The organism is Nocardia yamanashiensis NBRC 100130 (genome assembly GCF_001613325.1).
In the GTDB taxonomy this organism is placed as follows: Bacteria; Actinomycetota; Actinomycetes; order Mycobacteriales; family Mycobacteriaceae; genus Nocardia; species Nocardia yamanashiensis.
Map to the genome: position 1 here is coordinate 50,245 of NZ_BDCD01000041.1, position 25,262 is coordinate 75,506.

Below are 25,262 nucleotides of genomic sequence, written 5' to 3' on the forward strand. Positions count from 1 at the left end.
ATATGTGGAACCGGCGTGTTCACAATCGGCCGTAACCGACCAGTCCGGAAATCAGGCTCGGGTTGTAGCGGTGGATGGTGATCTGGCCGAATTCATTGCCGCCCACCGTGGTGATGGTGCCGGCCGCGGGATCGGCGGCGATCACGATATTCGTGTGTTGCTGGAAGGCGCTGGTCTCGCTGTACATGACCACGTCACCGGCCTTGGGCAGATAATTCGCGGCTTCGAAACGCTGCTGCCCCCGGTAGTAGTCCTCCAGGGTGTAAACGCCCGGAATGCGCCAGGAGCCGGAATTCGGATTGGCCAGCGGCCGCCCGGCTTCGCGCATCACCCAGCTCACGAAATCCGCGCACCAGGGTTCGTCCACGCCCTCGGAATACTTGGTGCCGTCGTGCTGCGCGTCGAATTCGCCCGCCAGCACATCCACGATGCGGCCCTGCGTTTCGTCGAATCCACTGCGATCCACGTCCGGGAAACTGCGCAGCCGTTCGCCCGCCAGCACCGGTGCGTCACCGCGCCGATGCCACAGCCCGACCCCGACCACGCCGCCGACGGCCAGCGCCACGATGACCGCCAGCACGCCGACGGATATCGCCCACCGGCGCGGGGCTCGCTTCTTCGCGTCCACCCGGTTCTCCTCTCCCCTGGCCGTATCCGGCCACTCCCCTATTCCGACGCGCGTGACGCCGCCCGGGTTCCCGAATCGCTTGCGTCACGCCACTTCCGCACAATTTCTCCACAGGAATCGCACAGGGCGGCGGGAACGCAACGCACGGCTACCGGTGAACGCCGGACCGCTCAGCCCCGGGCGCGTCCCATGCGCATGGCCGGCAACATGCCGGTGCCCTCGGCCGCGAGCTGGTCCAGATCGGCGCGAATGGCGGCTTGCAGGCGGGCGGCGTCGGCGCGGTGCGCGTCGGCGCGGGCGCGGTCACCGAGCACGGCGGCCAGGTCGGCGAGCACATCGTCCATGGGTCCGAGCACGGACGCCCCGGTTTCCAGCCCGGCCACCGTGCCCGCGAACGGCAGCAGCAGGTCGTAGAGCTCGCGCGCGGTGTCCAGATCACCGAGGGCGATGGCGATCCGCGCCCGCACCGCGGTGAAGCTGTTCCAGAAGTGCGGCCCGATCGGCGGTTCGGTGGCCAGCACCGCGCGCACCTCGTCCTCGCGCCCGGCGTGCAGCAGCGCCAGCGCGTACCCGTAGATGAACAGTTCGGGTTTGACCGCGCTGCGTTCGCGCAGTTCCTCCAGGTAGTCGGACAGATTCCCGCGCATCCAGCCGATGGCGACCGCGATGCCGATGTGCAGCGCGTTCGGATCCCGCGCGTGCCCGTCGATCACGTTCTCGGCCCACGTGCCCGAATCCGCTTCGGCCGCAGGCACTTCCGCCATGGCCTGCAGCACCCCCGCCACATTCCCGCGCATGAGTTCCAGCAGCACCCCGAACGGCGCGATGGCATCGAGCAGATGCCGCAACTGCCCGTCCGTCGCGTACTCCCCCGCGCTGCGCGCATGCCCCGCGGCCACCACGAGCCGCGCATCGGCCAGCTCGGCCCGGAACAGCAGATAGTGTGCGAGCGCGCTGAATTCGGTGAGGTGAGCCGCCTCGGCGATCCGAAGCATCCGCGCCGCATGGCCTTTCAGCTCGTGCGCCCGCAGGAAGGTCCCCGACGCGAACGCCACGAACGCCTGCGCGTTGATCACCGTGCACAACAGCTCCGGATCATCGAGCGGTTCTGCCAGCCGCACCGCATCCGCGGCCGCCTGCCGCGCACCTTCGGGATCCTCCAGCGCCTGATCGAAAACACTGGTGACCAGCAGCAGAATTCGCGTCGTGACCGGCAGCCGCGGTGCGCGCAAGGCCGCCCGCAGTGGTGCCCGCAATCGCGGATCCGGCGTATGCCAATCGACCACCGACCAGATCAGCGGCGTCGGCCAGCAGGTCACCGCCCGCGCCACGAATTCCACACCCCCGATCGACTCCGCCGACGCGAGCGCCGCCTCCCGCTCCGCCCGCGCCGCCAGATGCTGCCCGTCATAGGCCAGTGCCGTCACCAGCTCGCATCTGGCCTCCAGCAACCCGATCCGATCCGCCCGGCTCGCCCCACCCGCCCCATGCCCCGCCAGCTCGTGCAACGCCAGCACCGCCCGCCACCGCCGCACCGCATCGGCCCGCATCCGCCGCTCCACACACCGCCGCGCCGCCGCCACCCCGAATTCCAAAGCCAGCGCCGCGGTTTCGGCGTTCGCCCCCAAGGCGGCATGATGGGCCAGCGCATCGATATCCCGCGCTCGCGGCGGTTCTGCCGCAGAACACTCCGAATCTCCGACTACCGCAGTCGATTCTGGTATCCCAGCCGAGGCGCCACTCGGGCTGGCGTGTCCATGGTCGTACAGGCCCGAGGTGTTCGATTCCTCGTGCGCGGCGAGCGGCGCGACACGGCCGTCCACCGGTCGATCCGCGACGGACTGCCGACGGAGGGATTCGAAAGCAGCCCAGTGCATTCGGGCCCGGCGCAGGATCGGGATGTCGTGGTAGACGGTTTCGCGAATGAGAGCGTGGTCGAAGGTGAGCCGCCCGGAGCGTTCGGTGCGGACGAGGCGGGCGGCTTCGGCCGTCGCCAGCAGGTCGATCACGGTGTCGGTGGGGTGGCCGGTGTAGGCGGCGAGGGTAGTGATGTCGGATTCCTCGCCCCAGACCGACAGGTGGCGCAGGAGTTCGGTGACATCGGCGGGAAGCTGGGCGATACGGCGGCCCAGCAGGTCGCGGACGGTGTCGGGAAGGCCGTCGGTCGAACCTTGGGCCGCAACCAGTTTGGCCAGTTCGCGGACGAACAGGGGGTTGCCGCCGGTGCGGTGACGCAGCACGCGGACGGTGTGGTCGTCGAGTGCGATGAGACCCGCGGCCTGGGCGGCACGACGGGTGCCGGCCAGATCGAGTCCGTCGAGTTCGATGCGGCCGGCGGTGAACAGCGCCAGGGCGGCGGCCGTATCCCGCACGCCGGGACCGGATTCGGTGCCGCGCAGGGTGGCGACGATCAGGATCGGGCGGTCACGCAGCCAATTGACCACCTGGCGCAGCACCTGGAGGGTGGCGGTGTCGGCGCCGTGCACATCCTCCAGGACGATGGCGACGGGTCCGTGTCCGCTGCGTTCCCGGCAGGACCGCACCACCCGGCGCGCGAGCGTGAAAGCGTCCACGGCGGTGAAGGTTTCGGGTTCGGCGGCGTCCATTCCGGTGAGCACTTCGGCCCATGCCCAGGCGGGCGGCGCGCCTTCCACTTCCGGGCAGCGCCCGAACACCGTCGTCCAGCCCTGTTCGGCCAGGCGCGCGGCGACGCCGGTGGCGAGGGTGGTCTTGCCCGCGCCGGCCTCACCGGCCAGCCAGACCAGCCGCACCTGCCCGCCGGCGGCGTCCGCGGCGGCGGCCAGCACGGCGGCGCGCTGTTTCCCGTAACCGCTGTCCGCCAATGGTTCCGGCGCCGGCGCCGGTTCCGGCGTCACCGGTCGCACGGCAATGGTCGGCACCGGGGCCTCGGTATCGACGGAATGGGTGAGGATGGCCCGCTCCAGTTCCCGCAATCCGGGCCCGGGATCGACCCCGAATTCCAGGGTCAGGAATTCCCGGCTGCGCCGCACCGTGCCGAGCGCGTCCAGGGACTGCCCGAGCCGGTACTGGGCGAGCGCCAGCAGCCGCGCGCATTCCTCACGCCCGGGATATTCCTCGAACACCGGCCGCAGCGTCATCACCACTTCCGCGGGCCGGTTGGTGTCGAGCGCGACCTGCGCGCGCAATTCCAGCGCGGTGAGCCGCAGGGCCGCGAGCCGCGCGGCTTCCTGCGCGGCCCAGGGCATTCCGGTGAACGATTCGAACGCGGCCCCGTGCCAGCACGCCAGCGCGGCATCGAGCACCCGGCTCTGCTCGAGCGGGTCGGGCCGCCCGGCGGGATCGCGCATGGCGGCCTCGTGCCCGTGCAGCAGCTGCTCGAACTGCCAGGAATCCACCTGCGCCGGTTCCAGATTCAGCGCGTACCCGTGCGATTCGCTCACGATGACCCGGGAGCGCGCCCGCCGCGGCCGGTCGGGTTCGAAGATGCGCCGCAGATTGTGGATGTAGACCTGCAGCGCGGCAACGGCTTTGGCGGGCGGGTCACCGGCCCACAGATCGTCGATGAGGCGTTCGGTCGGCACCACCCGGCCGCCCGCGGCGACCAATCGGCCCAGCACCGCGCACTGCATGGGCGCGCCGGGCGGTACCCGCCGGCCGTCGACGCTGATGTGCAACGGGCCGAGCACCCCGATTCGTGTCACCACCATGGTGCCGACCGACCCCCATACACAGACCAGAACAAACCAAACAGAAGGTCTTCAATATGGCAGAAATTCTGCGACAGTACCCAGTCTTGTGATGGGGCTTAACCCGGCACGAAGAAGATCATTAGAGGGTTACCGCACACTGCCTTGGTGTTCGACCCCTCCCGGCCACCGCCCGCCGATCTCGCGGTGCTGCACAGCTTTCCGCATCCGGCGTGCCTGCACGACGCCGCGTTCGACCTGGTGGAAGTGAACGACGCCTTCCTAGCGACCTTCCCGGGCGCCGGCCGGGGCGCGAACCTGCTCACCGCGATCCTGCTGGATCCGATGGCCCGCACCCGGCTCGGCAGCTGGGAATCGGAAGCGAGCCTGATGGTGTCGGCGTTCAAACGACTGGCCCCGAAGCTGATCGATCCGGCGCGCATCGACGAGATCCGCAATATGTGCCGGCGGATCCCGGAGTGGGATCGGCTCTGGAACGGCGCCGACGACGCCCTCCCGGTTCCGGAGCAGCGCACGGTGCGCATGGTCGAGCCCAGCGCCGGCCGCGAGCGCGACCACTATGTGCAGAGCTTCCAGTTCCAGACGCCGGCCCGGCCGTGGTGGCTGCTGACCGTGGTGCCGTTCGGCTGATCAGGCCTGCGCCGCGGGCACCTCGAACCAGCCGTCCTCGGCCGCGGCATAGCCGTGGTACAGCAAGGGTATTCGCCGATCGACGCCGAAATGGCGATAGACGGCGAGCATGGCGCTGCGCACCGCGCGATCGTGGAAGTCGTCGATGCGCCGGGGCCCGAGGTCGTGCTCGGGAAGCAGCGACAACCGGGTGAGCTCGGCCTGATCCGCCAGATCCAGTCCGATGGGCGGTTCCGGATCGGCGATGAAGTGGTCGTGCAGGACCGAATGCACCCGGCGCGGGTCGGCCCGGCCGGGGGTGAAGGCGAGGAATCGGGCCCGGATGGCCGGGGTGCGATGCCCCTGCAACCAGTCGATGAGCGTGGGATTGGGCCGGAGGACGCGGCCGGTGAGCGGCGTCTGTTCCAGCAGGTGCAGGATGCTGGCGCCCGGTACGCGGGGTTCGGGGACCAGGAAGAGGGTGAGAACCGGGTCGCCGGTCCGGCGATCCGCCAGGCAGACCTTGGTGTGCATCGGGTCGGGCATGCGCTTCTCCTTCGAGAACGAGGGGGACGACATGCGACCCCGCGCCGGTTGCTGGCTTGGTGGTGCGACACCGAAAGTATAGTCGCCGAATACGAATGCGACCGATCGGTTTCCGATCGGTCGCATTCGTCGCTAACCCCCGGCTAGGCGTCGATCAACCGGCCGTTCGAGGCCCGCCCGCCGAGCTTGTTGGCCGACTGCGCCAGCTGCTCCTCGATGGTGGCCCGGACAGTCGGCCACTCCTCGTCCAGAATCGAATAGAAGGCGGTACTGCGCACCGCCCCGTCCAGCCCGCGCGAATGCGCCCGCCGGACGCCGTCGCTGGTCGCGCCCAGCCGCTCGATCGCCAAGCGGGAGCGCAGGTTCCGGACATCGGCCCGCATGGCGATGCGCTTGACCCGCCAGACGTCGAAAGCGTGCTGCAAGAGCAGCTGCTTGGACTCCAGATTGATGCCGGTGCCGCGCGCCTCGGGCGAAAGCCAGGTATTGCCGATCTCCGCCGCGTCGGGCACCGCCAGCAGCGGATCCCCTTGCGGCGCACCGTGCACCTGCGGCCAGACCAGCGGCCCCTGCCAATAGTCGAAGCGGGTGAAACGGGTGGATCCGAGCACCCGGCCACTGGCTATCGCGATGATGGCGAAAGCCAGCGACGTGCCGGACGCATGTCCCGACAGCGCGGCGGCCACATATTCCAGGGCCTCCTCCGCACCGTGTGGGACGGGCGTGAACGCATAGTCGTCACGACTCCCGGCGGCCGCCTCCGATAAACCCGAGGCATGCTGCGGCGCAAGGGGTTCCAGCCGTACCAGACGGCCGGCAAGAGTTACGGGTACAGGCACGTTCCCTCGATCTTTCGGACATGGTCGGGGGCTCGCGTCAGGCCTTGCCGCACCGGCCACACTCTCCGGATGAGACGAACCAGCCCTGGCGCGCCAGTAGCAGCATCGAATAGTTGGATGAACGATAGCGGAACACGGGCGCACAGCAATGTAGGCGGCACAAGAATTTCCGCGCCCGCCAAGCGTGTCGCGGCGAGTGCATTTCGTGCCCCCGACCCCGGCCTTTGACGGGTCGGCCCAGACAGCGCGGCGGCCGGTTTTTGATACCGTGCTGGCGGGGTATCGAGGCGAAAGGCGACCGTGGCGCGACTGAGCAGACAGCAGACCCAGGCGCGCACGCGCGAAGAGCTGTTGACCGTGGCCACGCGGCATTTCCTGGAGCATGGATACGCCGCCGCCTCGCTGGAGCAGATCGCCGAGGAGGCCGGTTACTCCAAGGGCGCGGTGTACTCCAATTTCGCCAACAAGGACGGGCTCTGCCTGGAGGTGCTGAACCAGATCCGGCTGTCCAAGGTCGGGGAAGTGGTGGCGGCGATCGCGGACGCCGAGTCGGTGGACGCCATCCTGGAACTGTTCCGCGAATGGGCCGAGCGAACTATCGGCGACCGCAACTGGACGCTGCTGGAGATCGAGTTCTCCACCCGCTCGCGGCACAGCGAGAGCGTGCGCACCGATATCGCCGACGGCGCGAGCCAGGTGCGGGCGGCGCTCGCGGCGGCGTTGCAATTGATCAGTGATCGTTTCGAGCTCGCGCCCGCCATGCCCGCCGAGGCGGCTGCGCTGATTTTGCTGAGCAGCGGCGTGGGGCTCGGTCTGCAGCGTGCGGTCGACCCCGGGGTCTCGGTGGAACCGCTCATCGACCTGCTGCGCATCGCCACCGGGTCGGCCACCTGACCCGGGGCGGGGTCATTTCGTCATTACGGGCGATCGCGACGGCGGGTCGGCTTACCATCGGGGTTCGCATTCCATCGGCAGTCCCCCCGGAGTTTCAGCGATGCACGCTCACCTGCGGCGGGTTCTACGCCTGACCGCCACCGTCCTGCTTTCGGCGGGTGCGGTGCTCGGATCGGTTCACACCGCGCATGCCGATGCGGCGGATTTCTATCTGCCGCCGAATACCCTGCCCGGCACGGTGAATGGGGAGCTGCTGCGCAGTGAGCCGTTCTCGGCGGCGGAATTCACGCGGCTGGCATTGCTGATGCCCGTCGGTTCCGCGACCCGCGTCATGTACCGGAGTTCCGATGCGCGGGGCGCGGCGGTCGCGGTCACCGGCACGGTGCTCACGCCTTCAGCGGCCTGGAACGGGCCCGGGCCGCGGCCCTTGATCACCTATGCCATCGGGACGCACGGCAGTGGAGATGCCTGCGCCCCTTCGAAATTGCTCGCCGACACCATCGAGCTGGATGCCACCGGCATGCCGATGCTCGAATACGATCTGGTCGATCTCTGGTTGCTGCTGAACCGCGGATTCAGCGTCGCGGTGACCGATTATCAGGGGCTCGGGACGCCCGGCGGGCACCCGTACATGCAGCCGTTGCCGGCGGCGCACAATGTGCTCGACGCGGCTCGGGCCGCCATCCGGCTCGGGGTCGCCGAGGCGGCCGCGCCCATCGGGATCTGGGGTTATTCGCAGGGTGGCGGGGCGGCCGCGGCTGCCGCCGAACAGGCTCCCGAGTATGCGCCGGAGCTGGACCTGCGGGGCGTGGTCGCCGGTGCGGCGACGGCTGATCCCGCGGAAACGTTGCGGTACAACGATTCCAATCTGATGACCATCCTCAACGGGTTCTTCGTGGCGGGGCTGGTCGAGACCGATCCGGAGCTCGCGCCGCGCGTCGAAGCCCTGCTCAGTCCGGCGGGGCTGCGTATGGTGCAACGGGTTTCGCAGCAGTGTGTGCCGGGTGGCACGCTCACCGCGGCCTATCACTCCACCACCGAATACACCGCCACCGGTCAGACTCTGATGGACGCGCTGTCCTCCGATCCGGAGATCCGTTGCGCCCTGGACGGTTTCGTGCTCGGCACGCGCGCGCCCGCTGTTCCGGCGCTGGTGACGGTGAACGTCAACGACGACACTGTCCCCGTCTCGGTGGTCTACGCCCTGCGTGATCGCTGGCGGGCGCACGGGGCCGACGTCAGCGAACTGAGCGTGGACACACCGGCGCTGCCCGCGCTGCTGAGCAGCCTGGGAACCGGGCACATCACCGCGAGTGTGCTGTCCGGTTCCCCGGCCGTCTCCTGGCTGGCGGACCGGCTGGCCCGCTAGCGGATTCAGGCGATATCGGCCGGCGCGGACAGCGCCGCCTGCATGGCCACGCCATCGATGTAGGTGTGTTTCTCCGATACCGCGCCGTCGCGCACCAGCACCATGTCCGCGATGTCGATGTCGACCGGGCTACCGGTGATCGAGGTTCCCGACAGTTTCCACTGCACCGCCCAGAAGTCGTCTCCCACACGGAGATTCACCGGATTGAAGGTCAGATCCGGTACCAGCGCGAAGTTCTCCGCGGCTGCCGCGCGAATCGCCTCCCGGCCGCGCGCGGGCTCGCGGCCCGAATGCAAATGGAAGATCGAATCCGGAGTGTGCATGGCGGCGATCCGTTCCGGGTCACGATCCGCCCAGCAGGCGTGATACCGCTCGAACAGGTCTTTGATGGCATCCGACATGATCAGAATCCTTCATAAGAAACAAACAGTGTGTCTGTATGTAATAGGCTTCAGAGTACCCACCGCCCCGGTGAATCCGCCTCGAATCCGGAAACTTCCGGCACTCCCCTACACTTCGATCTCGCCATGAACGCCGACCGCCGCACCCAAGCCGAACGCTCCGCTACCACTCGCGCCGCGGTGATTCGCGCGGCCCGAAACCTGTTCGGCCAGAACGGCTACAACGCCGTCAGCACCATCGCGGTAGCCGAATCGGCGGGCGTCAGCCGCGGCGCCCTCTACCACCAGTTCGCCGACAAGCGCGAACTCTTCGAAGCCGTCTTCGAGGACCTCGAACAATCCTTGGTCACCGTGATCGGCACCGCGGTCCGCAACGCCTACTCCCCCGACCCCATAGCCAATCTCATCGTCGGCTGCCTGGCCTGGCTCGATGCCTCCACCGCCCCCGAGGTCCGCCGCATCGCCCTCCTCGACGCCCCCGCCGTCCTCGGCTGGTCCCGCTGGCGCGAAATAGAACTCCGCCACACCATCGGCCTCGTCGAGAACGCCCTCACCGAGGCGATCACCGCGGACCGCATCCGCCCCCAGCCGGTCCGCCCCCTGGCCCTCCTGATCGTCGGCTCTCTCGACGAAGCCGCCCAATACCTGGCCAACTGTGCAGACCCCGCGGCCGAAACCCCCGTCATCCACGCGGTAATCGAACAACTCATCACCGGCCTGGCCACCGACTCCTGACCCGCCCGACCGCGCCCCGCCGATGATTTCCACCGCCCAGCCCCGTCGAAGCCGATAGCCGACAAAAGGAGATCGCATGCCCGACGCCGTCTGGAACCTGGTCCACCAAGAACGCGCCGCCCTGATCGAAGACCTCTCCCACCTCACCGACGCCCAATGGCACCACCCCTCCCTCTGCGCCGATTGGACAATCCACGACGTAGCCGCCCACCTGGTAGACACCCACCGCACCACCCGCCTCAGCTTCATCACGGCACTGGCCCTGGCCCGCTTCGACTTCGACCGCCAGAACACCCGAGGCATGCTCCGCCACCGCGCCCCCACCCCCACCGAAACCCTCCAACGCCTACGCGACTCGGCCACCCGAACCTCAACCCCACCGGCCCCGCTGGACAGCCGCCTCGTCGAAGAAATAGTCCACGGCGAAGACATCCGCCGCCCCCTCAACCTGACCCGCACCTACCCCCCGGAAGCCGTAACCCGAGCCCTACTCCTCCAAACCCGAACCCCCGCAGCCTTCGGCGGCGCAAAAGAACTCCTCACCCAAATCCACCTGACCGCAACAGATTCCGACCTCTCCCTAGGCTCCGGCCCCCAACTCCAAGGCCCCACCCTCGACCTACTCCTAGCCATCTCCGGCCGCCGCATAGCCCTGGCCAACCTCACCGGCCCCGGCCTGACCGCCTTCGACTGAATCCCACCGCGACCACCGGCAATCCGAGCCGCGATAATCCACGACGTGGAAGAGGTCGAGATCATCGCTGCCCACCGCGAACGCGCGACACTGCGAGTCGGCGAGATGTTCCTGAAGATCGACGCCGATCAGGCGCGAGCCGACGCCGAACTCCAGGCGATGGCACTGGCCCCGATCCCGACTCCGAAAGTGTTGTGGCGCAACCCACCCGCGCTCGCACTCGCAGCCCTGCCCGGCACCGCGATCGCCCGCCTCGGCGAACCGTCCACCGCGTCACGAGCAGCATGGACCGCAGCGGGTGCGACCCTTCGAACCCTGCACGACGCCCCGCTGCCACCCCGCCCCGGCCGCACAGTGGACGAGCTCGCCGCGGAACTCGACGCCGCCTGCGCCTGGATCATCACGAACGAGGTCCTCCCCGCACCCGTGGTCATACGCAACCGCCGGATCGCCGAAGCCGCCCTGCACCCCTGGACCCCGGCGTTCATCCACGGCGACCTCCAGGTCGCCCACGTTTTCGTCGCAGGCGACGAGGTCACCGGCGTGATCGACTGGTCCGAAGCCGCCCAGGGCGACCCCCTCTACGACCTGGCCACCCTGACCCTCGGCCACCAAGACCGTCTCGCGGACGTGATCACCGGATACGGCCGCGAGGTCGACATCGAGGTGATCCGAGGCTGGTGGTCGCTGCGCAGCCTGCGGGGTGTCCGCTGGCTGTCGGAGCACGGCTTCGACCCGGCCAGGCCGGGCGGGGAGATCGACGTGCTCCGAGCGGCTGCCGAAAGTTCTTCCGGCCGTTAGACGTTGAAGCGGAACTCGACTACGTCGCCGTCAGCCATGACGTAGTCCTTGCCTTCCATGCGGACCTTGCCGGCGGCTTTGGCGGCGGCCATGGAGCCGGCGGCTACCAGGTCGTCGAAGGCTACGATTTCGGCCTTGATGAAGCCGCGTTCGAAGTCGGTGTGGATGACGCCGGCGGCCTTGGGGGCGGTGTCGCCCTGGTGGATGGTCCAGGCGCGGGATTCTTTGGGGCCGGCGGTGAGGTAGGTCTGGAGGCCGAGGGTGTGGAAGCCGGCGCGGGCTAGGGCGTGCAGGCCGGGTTCGGATTGGCCGATGGACTCGAGGAGTTCGAGGGCCGATTCGTCGTCGAGTTCGATGAGTTCGGATTCGATCTTGGCGTCGAGGAAGACGGCGTCGGCGGGGGCGACGGCGGCCTTCAGTTCGGCCTTCTTGGCCTCGTCGGTGAGGACGGCTTCGTCGGCGTTGAAGACGTAAAGGAACGGCTTGATGGTGAGGAGGGAGAGTTCCTTGAGGAGCTCCACGTCCAATTCCTTCTGGGCGGCGAAAAGGGTGCGGCCGGAGTTCAGGATCTCCTGGGCCTGCTTGGCGGCATCGGCGACCGGCTTGCGGTCCTTCTTGATGCGGGCTTCCTTCTCGAGGCGGACGACCGCCTTCTCCAGGGTCTGCATATCGGCCAGGATCAGCTCGGTCTCGATGACCTCGATATCGGCCAGCGGATCGACCTTGCCGTCCACGTGCACCACGTCGTCATCGGCGAACACGCGCACGACCTGGCAGATGGCGTCGGCCTCGCGAATATTGGCGAGGAACTTGTTGCCCAGGCCCTCGCCTTCGGAGGCGCCCTTCACGATGCCGGCGATATCGACGAAGGTCACCACGGCGGGCAGCTGGCGCTCGGACCCGAAGATCTCGGCGAGCTTGGCGAGCCTCGGGTCCGGCAGCGGCACCACGCCGGTGTTCGGCTCGATGGTGGCGAAGGGGTAGTTCGCGGCCAGCACGTCGTTGCGGGTCAGCGCATTGAACAGCGTGGACTTTCCGACATTGGGCAGGCCGACGATTCCGAGGGTGAGACTCACGAGAACGAGAGTTTACCTGCGGACATCCGGGGCGGACGATCCGGGCGGCGTCAGTCCAGCCGGGTCGTCCGCCATCGGGCCACCACATACCGTGCGGTGGCGGAGAACCTGGGCCGGCTATCCGGTCAGAGCGCCGCCACCACGGCGTCCGCCAGGACCGCGTACCCGGCGTCGCTCGGGTGCAGATGGTCGCCGACGTCGTAGCCGGGCAGCAGGCGGGCGCGGTCGACGGGATCGGCGAGGGCGGTGTCCAGATCGACCACGGCGTCGTATTCTCCGGAGGTGCGGATCCACGCGTTCACCTGTGCGCGAACGGCTTCACGCTCGGCGGTGTAGTAGTCGGAGCCGCCGAACGGCAGCAGGGTCGCGCCGATCACCCGCAGCCCGGCCGCGTGCGCCTGCGCGATGAGCGCGCGGTGGCCGTCGATCAGCTGCTGTGCCGATACCACCGGGAACGGCGCGCCCAGGGGGATGCCGCCGCCGCTGAGACCGATGTCGTTGATGCCTTCGAGGACCACCACGGTGCCGATACCGGGCTGCCCCACCACATCGCGCTGGAAGCGATGCAGAGCGCTCTCCCCCATCCACGCCGAATCGACGGTCACGCGATTGCCGCCGATGCCGAGGTTCAGCACCGCGCGCGATTGTCCTTGCGCCGCAAGCCGTTCGGCGACCTCGTCGGGGTAGGTATTGCGCCCGTCGTTGGTGGCGCCGTAGCCGTCGGTGATGGAATCCCCGAACAGCGCCACGCCTGCCCGATGCGGGACGAGGTCGGCGGTCTCCACCGCGGACAGGTAATAGAACGAGGTGCTGGTCTCGCCGAACGCATCGCCGGCGATATCCGCGCGATGGTCACCCGCGGCGAGATAGCTGGTGCCCAGCGCTTGTGCGTGATATGTCGCCGGACCGGTCGGAGCAGCGAAATACAGTGTGATGGTCAGGGATTCGAGCGGCGACACCGGAAGCAGCACCGGATCGCTGACGAGTTCCGCTCCGGGCGCGATCCGGAACGATCCGCTCAGCCCAGAAGTCAAGGGCCGCACCGAATCCGGAACAACACCAGCTCCGGCGGCGGTCCGCGCGATGGTCGCCCCGCTCACCTCCAGCGGCTGCGTCCCGTAAGCATTGGACAACCGGACCCGCAGCGCCGATCCCCCATCGCTGACCCGAATCACCTGCCGCACGGACTGATCAGCGAATCCGGCCTGCGACCAGTTCGGCGCGAAACTCTCGTTCGGCGTGTGCACAGCGGTCGCCCACACCGACTCCCAGCCGGGTAACGCATTGGGCGCGCCCTGAGCGGGCGCGGCGAAGCCCAGGAAAGCGGCGAGTATCGCGGCTACGGCGGTGACGACACGCACGGATGGTTCCCTTCAGCAGTGTGCGGACCGCCTCGCGACGGTCCGCACATCCGCAACTCCATGCGCGAGCATGCAATTCCCACTCCCGGAAATTCGCCGGTGGGCACCGGTTCACGCCCGCGGGTCGCGCCCCAGGTAACCCAGCAGTTCGTCGGTGACGGGAGTGGCGCTCGCCGAATCGGTTTCGATGACGGCCGCGTAGACGCCGTAGTCCCGCAACGGTTCCACCAGCCCCCGCGAGGCGGTGAGCAGATGCCCGGACAGCTCCTCGGTCAGCGGCGACGGCTGCCCGGTGGCGATGGCGATATCCCAGGCGTGCACGGCCGCGTCGAGCGCGCAGAACACGGCGGCGACCGGGGTCGGCAGGTCGCCGAAGGGCAGCGGGGTGGGCACGGTCGCGGTGTCGTCGGAGACGGTCGCCCAGGCCGCGGCGGTCTGCTCGATGGCATCGGCGACCAGCGCGGCGGCGGTGCCGTCGAGGCTGCCGGAGGGGTCGAAGGGGTTGTAGGCCGGGCCGTCGCCGATGCCGAGCACCTTGGCGTAGGCCAGCTGGTCGCCGGCGGCGTGCTGGATGACCTTGGTGACCGACCATTCCGAGCACGGGGTGGCCAGCTCGAACTGGTCATCCTTGACCCCGGCGACCACGTCGGCGAGCGCGCGGTGCGAGTCGGCGAGCACGGTGCGCCACACCGGGGCGAGCAGGTCGGCGGGGGTGGCGGTCTGCTGGTTCTCGCTCATTGTTCTTGCCTTTCAGGTCGTTTCGATCCGTTGAGATAAAGGTATGACCCGATTAGGCTTGTTTTCTTCCTAATAAAACCGGCCCGGGAAAGATCGAATGTGACCTCTACCACAACCCGCCTGCTGCGCCTGCTGTCGCTCCTGCAGAACGGCACCCACACCGGCCGTGACCTGGCCGAACGCCTCGCCGTCACCGATCGCACCCTGCGCCAGGACATCGCCCGCCTGCGCGAACTCGGCTATCCGGTGGCCGCCGCCCGCGGTCCCATCGGCGGCTACCGGCTGGGCCAGGGCGCCACCATGCCGCCCCTGCTGCTCGACGACGACGAAGCGGTCGCGGTGGCGGTGGCCATGGGCCTGGCCGAGAACGGCAGCACCGGCATCGCCGATATCGACGCCAGCCTCACCCGCGCCCTCGCCAAACTCCAGCGCATCCTGCCGAAACGCCTGCAACGCAAGGTCACCGCGCTGCGCACCAGCACCGACGTCGGCCCCGCCGTCACCGGCTCCCGCGAACCCGAGGCCCCCGTCCCCGCCGAAACCCTGGCCACCATCGCCTCCGCCATCCGCGGCACCACCACCATCACCGCGGACGAGCGCGAACTCGAGCCGTACCGCCTGATCTCCTGGCAGCGCCGCTGGTTCCTGGTCGCCTATGCCCTGGACACGCACGCCTGGCAGGCCCTACCCGTCGCGAATATCGGCGAAGTACGCACGGCCGGACGCTATTTCGCACCCCGAGCCCTCCCCGAGGAGAATCTCGTGGCCTTCGTGCTGCGCGAAATCGCCACCGCCGGCTGGAAAGTCCACGCCCGCGTCACCGTCCTCGCCCCCGCCGAAACGGTCATCGCCCGCATCAACCCCACGGTCGGCGTCGTCGAACCCCTGGGCGACCACTCCTGCCTGCTACTCACCGGCGCGGACACCCTGGAGACCATCGCCATCTACTTGAGCATGCTCATGATGGACTTCCACGTCGACGGCCCACCCGAACTCGTCGCCCACATCCGCACGCTGGCCCGGCGTTACGGGGCGGCGACAGCGCCCGAAGTTGTCACCTCCCCCGGATAAAATTGTGGTTCGGGGGGTGGCGATCACCCTGTGCGCGTAGGGGAGTCGATATGACAGAGAGCAGCGGGCAACGCCATGGATCCGTCTCCATCGGGGAAGCGCTGGCGGCGATCCGTGCGGAGGTGGCGAATTCGCGACTCGGGGAGGCGTTTTCCAGCATCGGCGCCGTACAGCTCGGCCTACAGCCGAACGCACTCGAGCTGACCTTCCGGCTCGTCGTCGAGACCCACGCCGACAGCCCACGTTTCGTCGTCACCGACGGCCGGACCCCGGGAGCTCATACCCTCAAAGTCACGCTGGGCCCACCTCCTCCGGCACCGCGAGCCGGTGATCACGTCGAAGCGGTGGCCACGCCGCCGGTTCCTCCGCCGCCCGGGCCCGATGCGACCACAGTGGACGGACCGCACGCCGAGGTGATCAAGCTGTACGAAGACCTCCTGGCCGATCACGACCGCATGCTGGGCCCTCTGCATCGCACCACCCTCGACGCCGCCGCCAATCTGGCAGGCGCCCTGTGCGACGCCGGACAGCTCGAAGAAGCCGTCAATCTGTACGAGCGGGTCCTCCTCGACAACGAGAACACCTTCGGTGCGCAGGACGGCGGCACCTTGCTGGTCCGCAGTGCACTGGCCCGCGTATACCGGGACGCACAGCGATTCGACGAGGCCATCGCGCAATACCGGCGCGCGGCGGCCGATTACGAGACCGGGTTCGGTGGCGACCATCCGAACACGCTGTCCGCGCAACACAATCTGGCCTTCGCCTACTACAAGGCCGGTCAGCTCGACGACTCCATACTGCTCTTCGACAAGGTGCTCGCAGACAGCACCCGGGTCAGCGGCCCCGATAACGAGAGCACCCTGATCACCCTCCTCGGACTGTCCGGCGCCCTGCGCGCGGCCGGGCGGCTCGAGGAGGCGATCACCTACGACGAGCACATTCTGGCGGTCCGCACCCGCACGCTCGGGCCCGAACACGAGGACACGCTCCTCGCGGCGATCAATCTGGGTGACGATCGGGCAGCCATCGGCCGGCACGACGAAGCGCTCGGCATCCTCGAGGAGACGCTGGCCGGCGCGGAACGGGCCCTGGGCCCGCACAGCCTGGCCGCGCAGAGCGCCCGCACCAGCTTGGCCTTCGGCTACGACCAAGTCGGACGTATCGCCGAAGCCATCGGCATGTACACGCTGATCGTCAGCGATCGCGAATACCATTACGGGCACGATCATTTGAACACTCTGGTCGCTTGCGCGAATCTGGCCTCGGTGTGCACCACAGCGCAGCGCTACGACGACGCTATCGCGCTGTATTCCCGAGTGGTTGCGGGCCGGGAGCGGCAATTGGGCTCCGGTCATACCTTGACGATCACTGCTCGCGAGGGGCTGGCCTTCGCGAAAGCCGCAGCGCTGCGCCGGTTTCCGGGCGGCGGTCCGGTAACGCACCGCTGAGTTCAGCGCCCCCCGAGCCCGCTCATGGCGATGCCGCGGACGAAGGCGCGCTGGGTGACGGCGTAGAGGAGCAGGAGGGGGAGGAGAAGTAGGGTCGCGGCGGCCATGAGGAGGGGCCAGTCGGTGGTGTATTGGCCTTGCAGGCGGACCAGGCCGAGGGTGACGGTGGCGTATTCGTTGCGCTGGATCATGATCAGGGGCCAGAGGAAGTCGTTCCAGACGGTGATCCAGGTGAGGACCGCCAGGACCATGAGGGCGGGTCGGGTGTGCGGGAGCAGGACGCGCCAGTAGGTCTGCCAGGGGGTGCAGCCGTCGAGGATGGCGGCTTCTTCCAGTTCGATGGGGAGGGTGCGGAAGAACTGGCGCATGAGATAGGTGCCGAAGGCGCTGCCGAACAGGCCGGGGACGATCATGGCCCAGGGGGTGTCCATCCAGCCGAGGGCGCGCATGAGCAGGAATTGGGGGATGACGGTGACGGTGAGCGGGACCATGAGGGTGGCGAGGTAGCCGAGGAAGAGGGCTTCGCGGCCGGGGAAGCGCAGGCGGGCGAAGGCGTAGCCGGCCAGGGAGCAGAAGAAGACCTGACCGGCGGTGACGCAGGCGGCGTAGACGACGGTGTTGAGGAACATGCGGGCGACCGGCATCTGGGCGAACACCTCGCCGTAGTTGGACCATTGGGGTGAGGATGGGATCGGGGACGGATCGCTCAGGGCGCCTTCGGATTTCAGGGAACCGGACAGCGCCCACAGGATGGGAGTGAGCGCGCACCAGGCGACGACGATGAGCGCAAGATAGACCAGCAGCCCCTGGATCAGCCGCCGGTTCACTGCTCCGCCTCGGCGCGGCGGGACAGCCGCAATTGGATCAGGGTGAGCAGCAGCAGGATCGCGAAGATCACCCAGGCCAGGGCTGAGGCGTAGCCGACCTCGTAGAAGCGGAAAGCGTTCTGGAACAGCATGATTCCGAGAACGTAGGTGCCGGTCTCAGGCCCGCCATTGCCGCCGGTCAGAGCATACGCCTGATCGAACGCCTGGACGGAATCGATGATGGTGATGACGAAGACGAACGAGAGCGCTCCGCGAATCAGCGGCACCGTGATGGACACGAATCGGCGGAGCGGCCCCGCACCGTCTATTTCCGCTGCCTCGTAGAGGTTTTCGGGAATCCCCTGCATGGCGGCGAGCAGAATGACGGTGGCGAACGGAACGCTCTTCCACACCGTCACCAGGCTGAGCGAGACCAGCGCCCAGTCCGGATCGGTCAACCACGGCACCGGCCCGAGCCCGGCCCAGCCCAGCAGCAGGTTGGCCAAACCGTCGTCGCTGGCGAACAGGAACCGGAAGACCACCGCCATCGCCACCGTGGACGCCACCAGCGGCAGGAAGGCGATGGTTCGAAAGATCCCTATCCCCTTCAGTTTCCGATTCAGCAGCCCCGCCACCGCCAAACTGATCACCACGGTCGGCAGCAGGGTGAGCAGCGTGAACACAGCGGTATTGCGCAGCGCGATATAGAACAGCGGATCCGAACCCAGCAAGCGCCGATAGTTGTCGACCCCGACGAACCGCGGCGGACTGAACAGATCCCACGAATGAAAGCTCAGATACAGCGAAAACCCCAGCGGGAAAAGCAGAAACACGAGCACCGCAGCCAGATTCGGCGCGATGAACACCGCCCCCGCCCGCGCCCGCCGCCGCGCCAGCGCCGAACGCGCGTTCATACCGCCGCCCGCAACAGCTCGTCGATATCAGCGGTGGTCTGCCCGCCCAGCGAATCCGCCTGCGCCGCACCGCGTAACACCCGATTGCAGCCGCGCTCCAAGAGCGATTCCACCTTCCCCCACAACGGCGTGACCGCCATCCCCCGCGAATGCGCGGGCCCCTCGGTGAACACGTCGAGATTGCGGATCCCCCGATGCGCCGCCGCGAAACCCGGTGAGCGCATGGCGGATTCCAGCACCGGCACGAACAACCCAGATTCGGCGATGATCGCCTGCCCCTCCGGCCCGGTCGCGAACTTCACGAATTCCCACGCCTGTTCCCGCCGTGGACTGGCGGCGGCGATGGCCAGCCCCGTACTGCCCACATCCGTCACCGCCCCCGGTCCCCCGTCCGGCCCGACCGGCAGCACCGTCACATCGAAATCCAGATCGTCGCGCCCGGTGAATTCCGAGTACAGCCAATGCCCGCCCATCAGCATGGCGGCCCGCCCGCTCCGGAACAGGTCCTGCGCCGAAACCGACTGCCGGTCCCCCACACTCGGCGCGACCCGGTGCCGCACCGCCAGATCCGCGTAGAACTGCAGGCCCGCCGCGAACCGCGGATCCCCGAGATTGGTGCGCGCGGGCCGCACCGCCGGACTGAACCATTCCGCGCCGTTGTTCATCCCGAAGCAGGCCGCCGAGAAGTACGGCACCCAGGCGTCGGCGAACCCCCACTGCCGGGTGCGCCCGTCCGCGTCCCGCCGGGTCAGCGCCCGGGCGGCGGCCAGGAATTCATCGAAGCTCCACGCCTGCGACCACCGGGCCGGCGCGCGAATCCCGGCCTGGTCGAACAGTTTCCGGTTGTAGTAGAGGAACACCCCCGACCACTGCTCGGGCAGCGCGTACTGCCCGCCGTTCCACACGAAGGTGTCGCGCAGGGTCGGATACCCGTCGGCCCACAGTCGCTCGGCATAGACCGGATCCCGGTCCAGGAACTCCCGCAGATCCACCAGCACGCCGCGATCGGCCAGCCCCGCGTACAGCAGTTCCCACGCCATCAGGACGTCCGGGCATTTCCCGCCCGCGCAGTAGGTCAGCATCTGCTGCAAGGGATCCGGCCCGGACATGATGGTCCGGATCTTGATATCGGGCCGCCGCCGCTGGAATTCGTCGATGATGCGCAGCCGGGCCCGCGCCTCCTCGGGCCGCGCCTGGAAGAAGAAGGTGACCGCGTCCTCATCGCCCCCGCCGCAGCCGGCCGCGGCGAGCACCGCCCCGGCCGCCGCCGACCGGAGCAGTGTGCGGCGGTCGAACGGCATCGGCATCGCGGGTCTCCTCCGGTCACGCGGCGGTTCCAGCTGATCAGAGCCCGAGGTCGGCGCGCGGAAAAGATATATATGTGACCGGGGTGGCGCAGATCTCAGACCAGCATGGCAGCATACGGGTAGCTACCTGCGACGCGCGGAAAACACGCGAAGTCGCGGGAACCAGAAAACCGGACCGCACCACCCTTGCTTCTTCCGGCGTAGCGTCCGCCGGGCCACCCGTACCCGCCGGTATGTCTACAGGTGAACGACTGGCGAAAGCTGGTCCGCGCCTGTGTCTCTTCAGCTACGTTTGTCCTCATTTCAGCTGGAAACCGCAGTACCGCACGGGAGGGTCAGTCGCATGGCGACCATCGAATACCTCCGGACGGACCCCGACCTACCCCCGGTAGGCGTGGTCGATCGGACCCCCTTGTCGGCGGCGAAGAAGGGCATCTTCCTCGCCGTCGCCGTCCTCGGCGCCATCGCCTGGGCCATCGTCGGATTCGTCCGCGGTGAGAATGTGAACGCCGTCTGGATCGTGGTGGCGGCCGTCTGTACCTACGTACTGGCGTTCCAGTTCTACGCCCGGCTCATCGAATGGAAGATCACCAAGCCGAGCGACGACGTCGCCACTCCGGCCGAGGCCATGGAGAACGGCAAGGACTACATGCCGATGGACCGGCGGGTGCTGTTCGGGCACCACTTCGCCGCCATCGCCGGCGCGGGCCCGCTGGTCGGCCCGGTCCTCGCGGCTCAGATGGGCTATCTGCCCGGCACCATCTGGATCATCGTCGGCGTGGTGCTGGCGGGTGCGGTCCAGGACTACCTGGTGCTGTGGGCGTCGGTGAAACGCCGCGGCCGTTCGCTGGGTCAGATGGCCCGCGACGAACTGGGCGTGGTCGGCGGCATCGCCGCCATCGTGGCCGTACTGGTCATCATGATGATCCTGCTGGCGGTGCTCGGCATCGTGGTCGTCAATGCCCTCGCCGCCACCAAGGGCGCGGACGGGCAGCTGCACGGCGGCAGCCCGTGGGGCGTGTTCTCCATCAGCATGACTATTCCGATCGCCCTGTTCATGGGCTTGTACCTGCGCTTCTTCCGGCCGGGCAAGGTCGGCGAGGTGTCGATCATCGGCTTCCTGCTCCTGCTGCTGGCCATCATCTCCGGCAACTGGGTCGCCGAATCCGCCTGGGGCCAGGACTGGTTCACGCTGTCGGGCACCACCATCGCCTGGGGCCTGATCATCTACGGCTTCATCGCCTCGGTGCTGCCGGTGTGGCTGCTGCTCGCCCCGCGCGACTACCTGTCGACCTTCATGAAGATCGGCACCATCACCCTGCTGGCGGTCGGCGTGGTCGTCACAATGCCGGTGCTCAAGGCTCCCGCGGTGTCGGAGTTCGCGTCCAACAGCAAGGGCCCGTCCTTCGCGGGCAGCCTGTTCCCGTTCCTGTTCATCACCATCGCGTGCGGCGCGCTGTCCGGATTCCACGCGCTGGTGTCCTCGGGCACCACGCCGAAGCTGCTCGAGAAGCAGTCGCAGGCGCGCATGATCGGCTACGGCGGCATGCTCATGGAATCGTTCGTGGCGGTCATGGCCATGATCACCGCGAGCATCATCGACCAGCACCTGTACTTCGCCATGAACGCGGGCGCGGGCCTCACCGGCGGCACCGCCGACAAGGCCGCGACCTACGTGAACAGCCTTGGGCTCAAGGGTGATCCGATCACCGCCGCCCAGCTCAACCAGACGGCCGCGGACATCGGCGAGAAGTCGATCGTGTCCCGTACCGGCGGCGCGCCCACCCTCGCGGTCGGCATGTCCGAGGTCATGCACAAGTTCATCGGCGGCACCAGCATGAAGGCGTTCTGGTACCACTTCGCCATCATGTTCGAGGCGCTGTTCATCCTCACCACCATCGACGCCGGCACCCGCGTCGCGCGGTTCATGCTCTCCGATTCCCTCGGCAACCTGCCCGGGGCCAAGAAGTTCAAGGATCCGTCGTGGTGGCCGGGCGTGTTCGTGTGCTCCGGCATCGTGGTGCTGGCCTGGGGTTCGGTGCTGCTCATGGGCGTGACCGATCCGCTGGGCGGCATCTACACGCTGTATCCGCTCTTCGGCATCTCCAACCAGCTGCTGGCGGCCGTGGCATTGACCGTGGTGCTGGTGATCGTGGTGAAGAAGGGCTTGCTGAAATGGGCGTGGATTCCGGCGATTCCGCTGGTGTGGGACCTCATCGTGACCATGACCGCGTCCTGGCAGAAGATCTTCTCCGGGGACAAGAACATCGGTTACTGGACCCAGCACCACAACTACAGCGTGGCCCGCGACGCCGGGAAGATCCTCGCGCCCGCCAAGACCATGGACGATATGGACAAGGTGGTCCGCAATACCTTCATCCAGGGCACGTTGTCGATCGTGTTCGCGGTGCTGGTGCTGATCGTGGCGATCGTCGGGTTGCTGGTGGTGCTCAAGGCCATTCGCAATGGCGGCGGCGAGACCACCGAGACGCCGGAGGAGCCGTCGAAGATCTTCGGGCCGAGCTCGTTCCTGGCGACTCCGGCCGAGAAGGAAGTGCAGAAGGAATGGGACGCCCTGATCGCCGAAGGCAAGGTCAGGGCCCCCGGCGCCGCAGTACATTGACCCGCATCGCGGTAGATTGACAGTCATGAGCGAAACGACCGCCCCGCCCTCCGCAGGACCCCTGCGGGCGGCGGGGCGCGCCGTTCTCCGGGCTCTCAAAGCCTTTGCCTGGTGGTTCAACTCGATCCTCGGCGGCAACGACTACCAGCGCTACGTGCAGCATCAGCGCCTGCACCACCCCGGCTGCGAGATCCCCACCGAACGCCAATATTGGCGCGATCGGCACGAAGCGGCCACCAAGAATCCGGCGAATCGCTGCTGTTGACGGATTTCCGCCATGTGATGGCTGATAACCGCTAGCACCGGTTCGGCGGGACTGACATTGTGGAACCCGTGAGTGCGAACGATCTGGATTTCGAGCGTTGCTACCGTGCCGTGGCAACCCGGGATGCCCGGTTCGACGGGCAATTCTTCACGGCGGTCCGCACTACCGGAATCTATTGCCGCCCTTCGTGTCCTGCCATCACCCCGAAACGGGCCAACGTCACCTTCCTGCCCACGGCCGCCGCCGCCCAGCAGTCCGGGTTCCGGGCCTGCCGGCGCTGCCTGCCCGACGCGGCGCCGGGTTCGCCGCTCTGGAACACCCGCGCCGACCTGGCATCGCGGGCCATGCGCCTGATCGCCGACGGGGTGATCGAACGCGGCGGGGTGCCCGCGCTGGCCGACGCCCTCGGCTACTCCCAGCGCCAGCTCACCCGGGTGCTCACCGGGGAACTCGGGGCGGGGCCGCTGGCCCTGGCGCGGGCGCATCGGGCGCACACCGCGCGCCTGCTGATCCAGACCACCCGGCTGCCCATGTCCGATATCGCCTTCGCGGCGGGTTTCGCCAGCATCCGGCAGTTCAACGACACCGTGCGGGAGGTGTTCGCGGTCAGCCCGACCACGCTGCGCGAGGAATCGCGGCGGCGCAACGGCGATACCCTGCCGACCAGCAACGGGCTGCTCACGCTGCGGCTGCCCTACCGGGAACCCCTGGACAAGACCTGGCTGGAATGGTTCCTGGCGGCGCACACCGTGCCGGGGCTGGAGACCTTCGAGGACGGGCGATACACGCGCAGTCTGCGAACCCCGCACGGGCACACCACGATTCGACTATCGGTGCAGCCGGGGCATGTGCGCGCCTCGCTGGCGCTACAGGACATGCGCGATCTCGCGCCCACGGTGGCGCGACTACGGCATTTCCTGGATCTGGACGCCGACCCGATCGGCATCGACGAAGCGCTGGCCGCGGGCATGTCCGGGGGCGAGGTGCGGCCGTTCGGCGAGGTGCACGCGGACCCCGCCATCACCCGCAACGGCCTGGCGCTGCCGCCGGGCATCCGGGTGCCGGGCAGCCTGGACGGCTCGGAACTGCTGCTGCGCACCATGATCGGACAGCAGATCTCGGTGGCGGCGGCCAACACCCATACCGCGCGGCTGGTGCAGCAGCTCGGCGAACCCATTCCGGGACCGATCCCGCATCTGTTCCCCACCGCCGCCGCCATCGCCGAGCACGGGGCCGAGGTGCTGACCGGGCCGTCCCGGCGCATCGAGGCGATCGTCGGCGTGGCGCGCGCCCTGGCCAACGGCGAGCTGGTGCTGCACTCCGCCCGCACCCCCGCGGAATTGCGGCGCGACCTGCTCGCCCTGGACGGCGTCGGGCCGTGGACCGCCGACTACGTGACCATGCGATTGCTCGCCGATCCGGACATCCTGCTGCACACCGACCTGATCGTGCGGCGCGGCGCCGCCCTGCTCGGCATCGACCTCGCCGATACGGCGCGCTGGGCCCCCTGGCGCTCGTATCTGTCCATGCACATGTGGAAACACGCCCTGGCTCATCCCGCCCCCGCCCCCGATGGCGCGAACGGCGCCCGGAAAGCGAGAACCACCCCCTGATGATCCTCGAATCCCGCACCCCCACCGCCGATTTCGCCATCGCCGACACCCCGATCGGCCCGTTCACCGCGCTGGTGGACGCCGACGGCGCGGTGCTCGCCTCCGGCTGGACCGCCGATGCCGAGAACCTGCGCGATCTGATCCACCCCACCCTGCGTCCCGCCATACTGCGGCAACGGGATTCGCTCGGCGCGGTGTCGAAAGCGGTGCGCGACTACCACTCCGGTGATCTGGCCGCCATCGACGGCGTCACCGTGCGGCAGCAGTCCGGGCCGTTCCTGGTGCACGCCTGGGAGGTGCTGCGCAAGATCCCGGCCGGTGCCCCCGTCACCTATACCGAGTACGCCGGCCTCTCGGGCCGCCCCACCGCGACCCGGGCCGCCGCCAACGCGTGTGCCCGCAATGCCGCCGCCCTGTTCGTCCCCTGCCATCGGGTGCTGCGCACCGACGGCACCCTGGGCGGCTTCCGCTGGGGGTTGCCCGCCAAGCGGTGGCTGCTGGATCACGAAGCGGACTGATCAGTCTTTTTGGTCGGCCGCCGCGCGTACCCTCGAATTCATGTGCCGCAATATCAAAACCCTGCACAATTTCGAGCCCCCCGCCACCCCCGACGAGGTACACGCCGCGGCCGTCCAATACGTCCGCAAGATCAGCGGTTCGACCAAGCCCTCGCATGCCAATCAGGAGGCCTTCGACCTGGCGGTGGCCGAGGTGACCGCGGCCACCACCAAGTTGCTGAACTCCCTCACCACCACCGCTCCCCCCAAGGATCGTGAGGTGGAGGCCGCGAAAGCGCGCGCCCGGGCCGAAATCCGCTTCACCCCCCGCTGACGCC

Annotated in this window: 24 protein-coding genes; 13 read left to right on the plus strand and 11 right to left on the minus strand. The window is 68.3% G+C overall.

The window, feature by feature from the left end:
* Positions 1–19: 19 nt before the first annotated feature.
* A complete protein-coding gene (locus NY1_RS36690; protein WP_067721783.1) occupies positions 20–628 on the minus strand; it encodes a CHAP domain-containing protein in 609 nt (202 codons plus the stop codon).
* A gap of 170 nt (positions 629–798) precedes the next feature.
* A complete protein-coding gene (locus NY1_RS36695) occupies positions 799–4,317 on the minus strand; it encodes an ATP-binding protein (protein ID WP_067721784.1) in 3,519 nt (1,172 codons plus the stop codon).
* A 147-nt stretch (positions 4,318–4,464) separates the two neighbouring features.
* Here NY1_RS36695 and NY1_RS36700 point away from each other — a divergent pair, with 147 nt between their 5' ends.
* On the plus strand, positions 4,465–4,947 hold the full coding sequence (locus NY1_RS36700; protein WP_157762713.1) for an MmyB family transcriptional regulator: 483 nt from the start codon (positions 4,465–4,467) through the stop codon (positions 4,945–4,947).
* On the opposite strand, the gene NY1_RS36705 is transcribed toward NY1_RS36700, so the two are convergent.
* A complete protein-coding gene (locus NY1_RS36705) occupies positions 4,948–5,472 on the minus strand; it encodes a hypothetical protein (protein ID WP_067721786.1) in 525 nt (174 codons plus the stop codon).
* Positions 5,473–5,615: 143 nt separating this feature from the next.
* Positions 5,616–6,311 carry a GNAT family N-acetyltransferase gene (locus NY1_RS36710; protein WP_067721787.1) on the minus strand — a complete coding sequence of 232 codons (696 nt, stop codon included), beginning with the start codon at positions 6,309–6,311 and terminating at the stop codon, positions 5,616–5,618.
* Positions 6,312–6,611: 300 nt separating this feature from the next.
* Between NY1_RS36710 and NY1_RS36715 the strand changes: the two genes are divergently transcribed.
* Positions 6,612–7,205: a TetR/AcrR family transcriptional regulator gene (locus NY1_RS36715; RefSeq protein ID WP_067721788.1), complete on the plus strand. Its 594-nt coding sequence runs from the start codon at positions 6,612–6,614 to the stop codon at positions 7,203–7,205.
* A 100-nt stretch (positions 7,206–7,305) separates the two neighbouring features.
* On the plus strand, positions 7,306–8,574 hold the full coding sequence (locus NY1_RS36720; protein WP_067721789.1) for a lipase family protein: 1,269 nt from the start codon (positions 7,306–7,308) through the stop codon (positions 8,572–8,574).
* A 5-nt stretch (positions 8,575–8,579) separates the two neighbouring features.
* On the opposite strand, the gene NY1_RS36725 is transcribed toward NY1_RS36720, so the two are convergent.
* On the minus strand, positions 8,580–8,975 hold the full coding sequence (locus NY1_RS36725) for a nuclear transport factor 2 family protein (protein ID WP_174567255.1): 396 nt from the start codon (positions 8,973–8,975) through the stop codon (positions 8,580–8,582).
* Between the two features lie 126 nt (positions 8,976–9,101).
* On the opposite strand from NY1_RS36725, the gene NY1_RS36730 reads away from it, so the two are divergent.
* The 3 genes from NY1_RS36730 (at position 9,102) to NY1_RS36740 (ending at position 11,205) form a co-directional block, all read left to right on the plus strand.
* A complete protein-coding gene (locus NY1_RS36730; protein WP_067721791.1) occupies positions 9,102–9,710 on the plus strand; it encodes a TetR/AcrR family transcriptional regulator in 609 nt (202 codons plus the stop codon).
* A 76-nt stretch (positions 9,711–9,786) separates the two neighbouring features.
* Positions 9,787–10,404 carry a maleylpyruvate isomerase family mycothiol-dependent enzyme gene (locus NY1_RS36735; RefSeq protein ID WP_067721792.1) on the plus strand — a complete coding sequence of 206 codons (618 nt, stop codon included), beginning with the start codon at positions 9,787–9,789 and terminating at the stop codon, positions 10,402–10,404.
* A 45-nt stretch (positions 10,405–10,449) separates the two neighbouring features.
* Positions 10,450–11,205: a phosphotransferase family protein gene (locus tag NY1_RS36740; RefSeq protein ID WP_067721797.1), complete on the plus strand. Its 756-nt coding sequence runs from the start codon at positions 10,450–10,452 to the stop codon at positions 11,203–11,205.
* Here the strand turns inward: NY1_RS36740 and ychF are convergent.
* From ychF to NY1_RS36755, 3 genes are all read right to left on the minus strand, one after another.
* Entirely contained in the window at positions 11,202–12,281 is a 1,080-nt protein-coding gene (gene ychF, locus NY1_RS36745; protein ID WP_067721798.1) for a redox-regulated ATPase YchF, read from the minus strand. The two genes, NY1_RS36740 and ychF, sit on opposite strands and share 4 nt — an antisense overlap.
* Before the next feature lie 125 nt (positions 12,282–12,406).
* Positions 12,407–13,642, minus strand: coding sequence for an SGNH/GDSL hydrolase family protein (locus NY1_RS36750; RefSeq protein ID WP_084536035.1), 1,236 nt, complete (start codon positions 13,640–13,642; stop codon positions 12,407–12,409).
* Positions 13,643–13,753: 111 nt separating this feature from the next.
* The gene (locus NY1_RS36755; protein ID WP_067721800.1) at positions 13,754–14,380 is read right to left on the minus strand and encodes a TIGR03086 family metal-binding protein; all 627 of its coding nucleotides are present in this window, start codon (positions 14,378–14,380) and stop codon (positions 13,754–13,756) included.
* Between the two features lie 99 nt (positions 14,381–14,479).
* On the opposite strand from NY1_RS36755, the gene NY1_RS36760 reads away from it, so the two are divergent.
* The gene (locus tag NY1_RS36760) at positions 14,480–15,451 is read left to right on the plus strand and encodes a helix-turn-helix transcriptional regulator (RefSeq protein WP_067721801.1); all 972 of its coding nucleotides are present in this window, start codon (positions 14,480–14,482) and stop codon (positions 15,449–15,451) included.
* 50 nt (positions 15,452–15,501) lie between these two features.
* The gene (locus tag NY1_RS36765; protein WP_067721802.1) at positions 15,502–16,899 is read left to right on the plus strand and encodes a tetratricopeptide repeat protein; all 1,398 of its coding nucleotides are present in this window, start codon (positions 15,502–15,504) and stop codon (positions 16,897–16,899) included.
* A 2-nt stretch (positions 16,900–16,901) separates the two neighbouring features.
* On the opposite strand, the gene NY1_RS36770 is transcribed toward NY1_RS36765, so the two are convergent.
* Genes NY1_RS36770 through NY1_RS36780 form a run of 3 tightly spaced genes read right to left on the minus strand, consistent with a single transcriptional unit; the run spans position 16,902 to position 19,926 of the window.
* A complete protein-coding gene (locus NY1_RS36770; protein ID WP_218028533.1) occupies positions 16,902–17,726 on the minus strand; it encodes a carbohydrate ABC transporter permease in 825 nt (274 codons plus the stop codon).
* Complete coding sequence (locus NY1_RS36775) at positions 17,723–18,601, minus strand: carbohydrate ABC transporter permease (protein WP_233434648.1); 879 nt, start codon at positions 18,599–18,601, stop codon at positions 17,723–17,725. Before NY1_RS36775 ends, NY1_RS36770 begins: the two co-directional genes overlap by 4 nt.
* Positions 18,602–18,615: 14 nt before the next feature.
* Entirely contained in the window at positions 18,616–19,926 is a 1,311-nt protein-coding gene (locus tag NY1_RS36780) for an ABC transporter substrate-binding protein (RefSeq protein WP_067721807.1), read from the minus strand.
* A gap of 343 nt (positions 19,927–20,269) precedes the next feature.
* Here NY1_RS36780 and NY1_RS36785 point away from each other — a divergent pair, with 343 nt between their 5' ends.
* From NY1_RS36785 to NY1_RS36805, 5 genes are all read left to right on the plus strand, one after another.
* The gene (locus tag NY1_RS36785) at positions 20,270–22,549 is read left to right on the plus strand and encodes a carbon starvation CstA family protein (RefSeq protein ID WP_067721809.1); all 2,280 of its coding nucleotides are present in this window, start codon (positions 20,270–20,272) and stop codon (positions 22,547–22,549) included.
* A gap of 61 nt (positions 22,550–22,610) precedes the next feature.
* Entirely contained in the window at positions 22,611–22,814 is a 204-nt protein-coding gene (locus tag NY1_RS36790) for a YbdD/YjiX family protein (protein ID WP_439956066.1), read from the plus strand.
* A gap of 68 nt (positions 22,815–22,882) precedes the next feature.
* Positions 22,883–24,427 carry an Ada metal-binding domain-containing protein gene (locus NY1_RS36795; protein ID WP_169815459.1) on the plus strand — a complete coding sequence of 515 codons (1,545 nt, stop codon included), beginning with the start codon at positions 22,883–22,885 and terminating at the stop codon, positions 24,425–24,427.
* On the plus strand, positions 24,427–24,945 hold the full coding sequence (locus NY1_RS36800) for a methylated-DNA--[protein]-cysteine S-methyltransferase (protein ID WP_067721812.1): 519 nt from the start codon (positions 24,427–24,429) through the stop codon (positions 24,943–24,945). Before NY1_RS36795 ends, NY1_RS36800 begins: the two co-directional genes overlap by 1 nt.
* 40 nt (positions 24,946–24,985) lie before the next feature.
* Complete coding sequence (locus NY1_RS36805; RefSeq protein WP_067721813.1) at positions 24,986–25,258, plus strand: DUF2277 domain-containing protein; 273 nt, start codon at positions 24,986–24,988, stop codon at positions 25,256–25,258.
* The last annotated feature ends 4 nt before the right edge of the window (positions 25,259–25,262 follow it).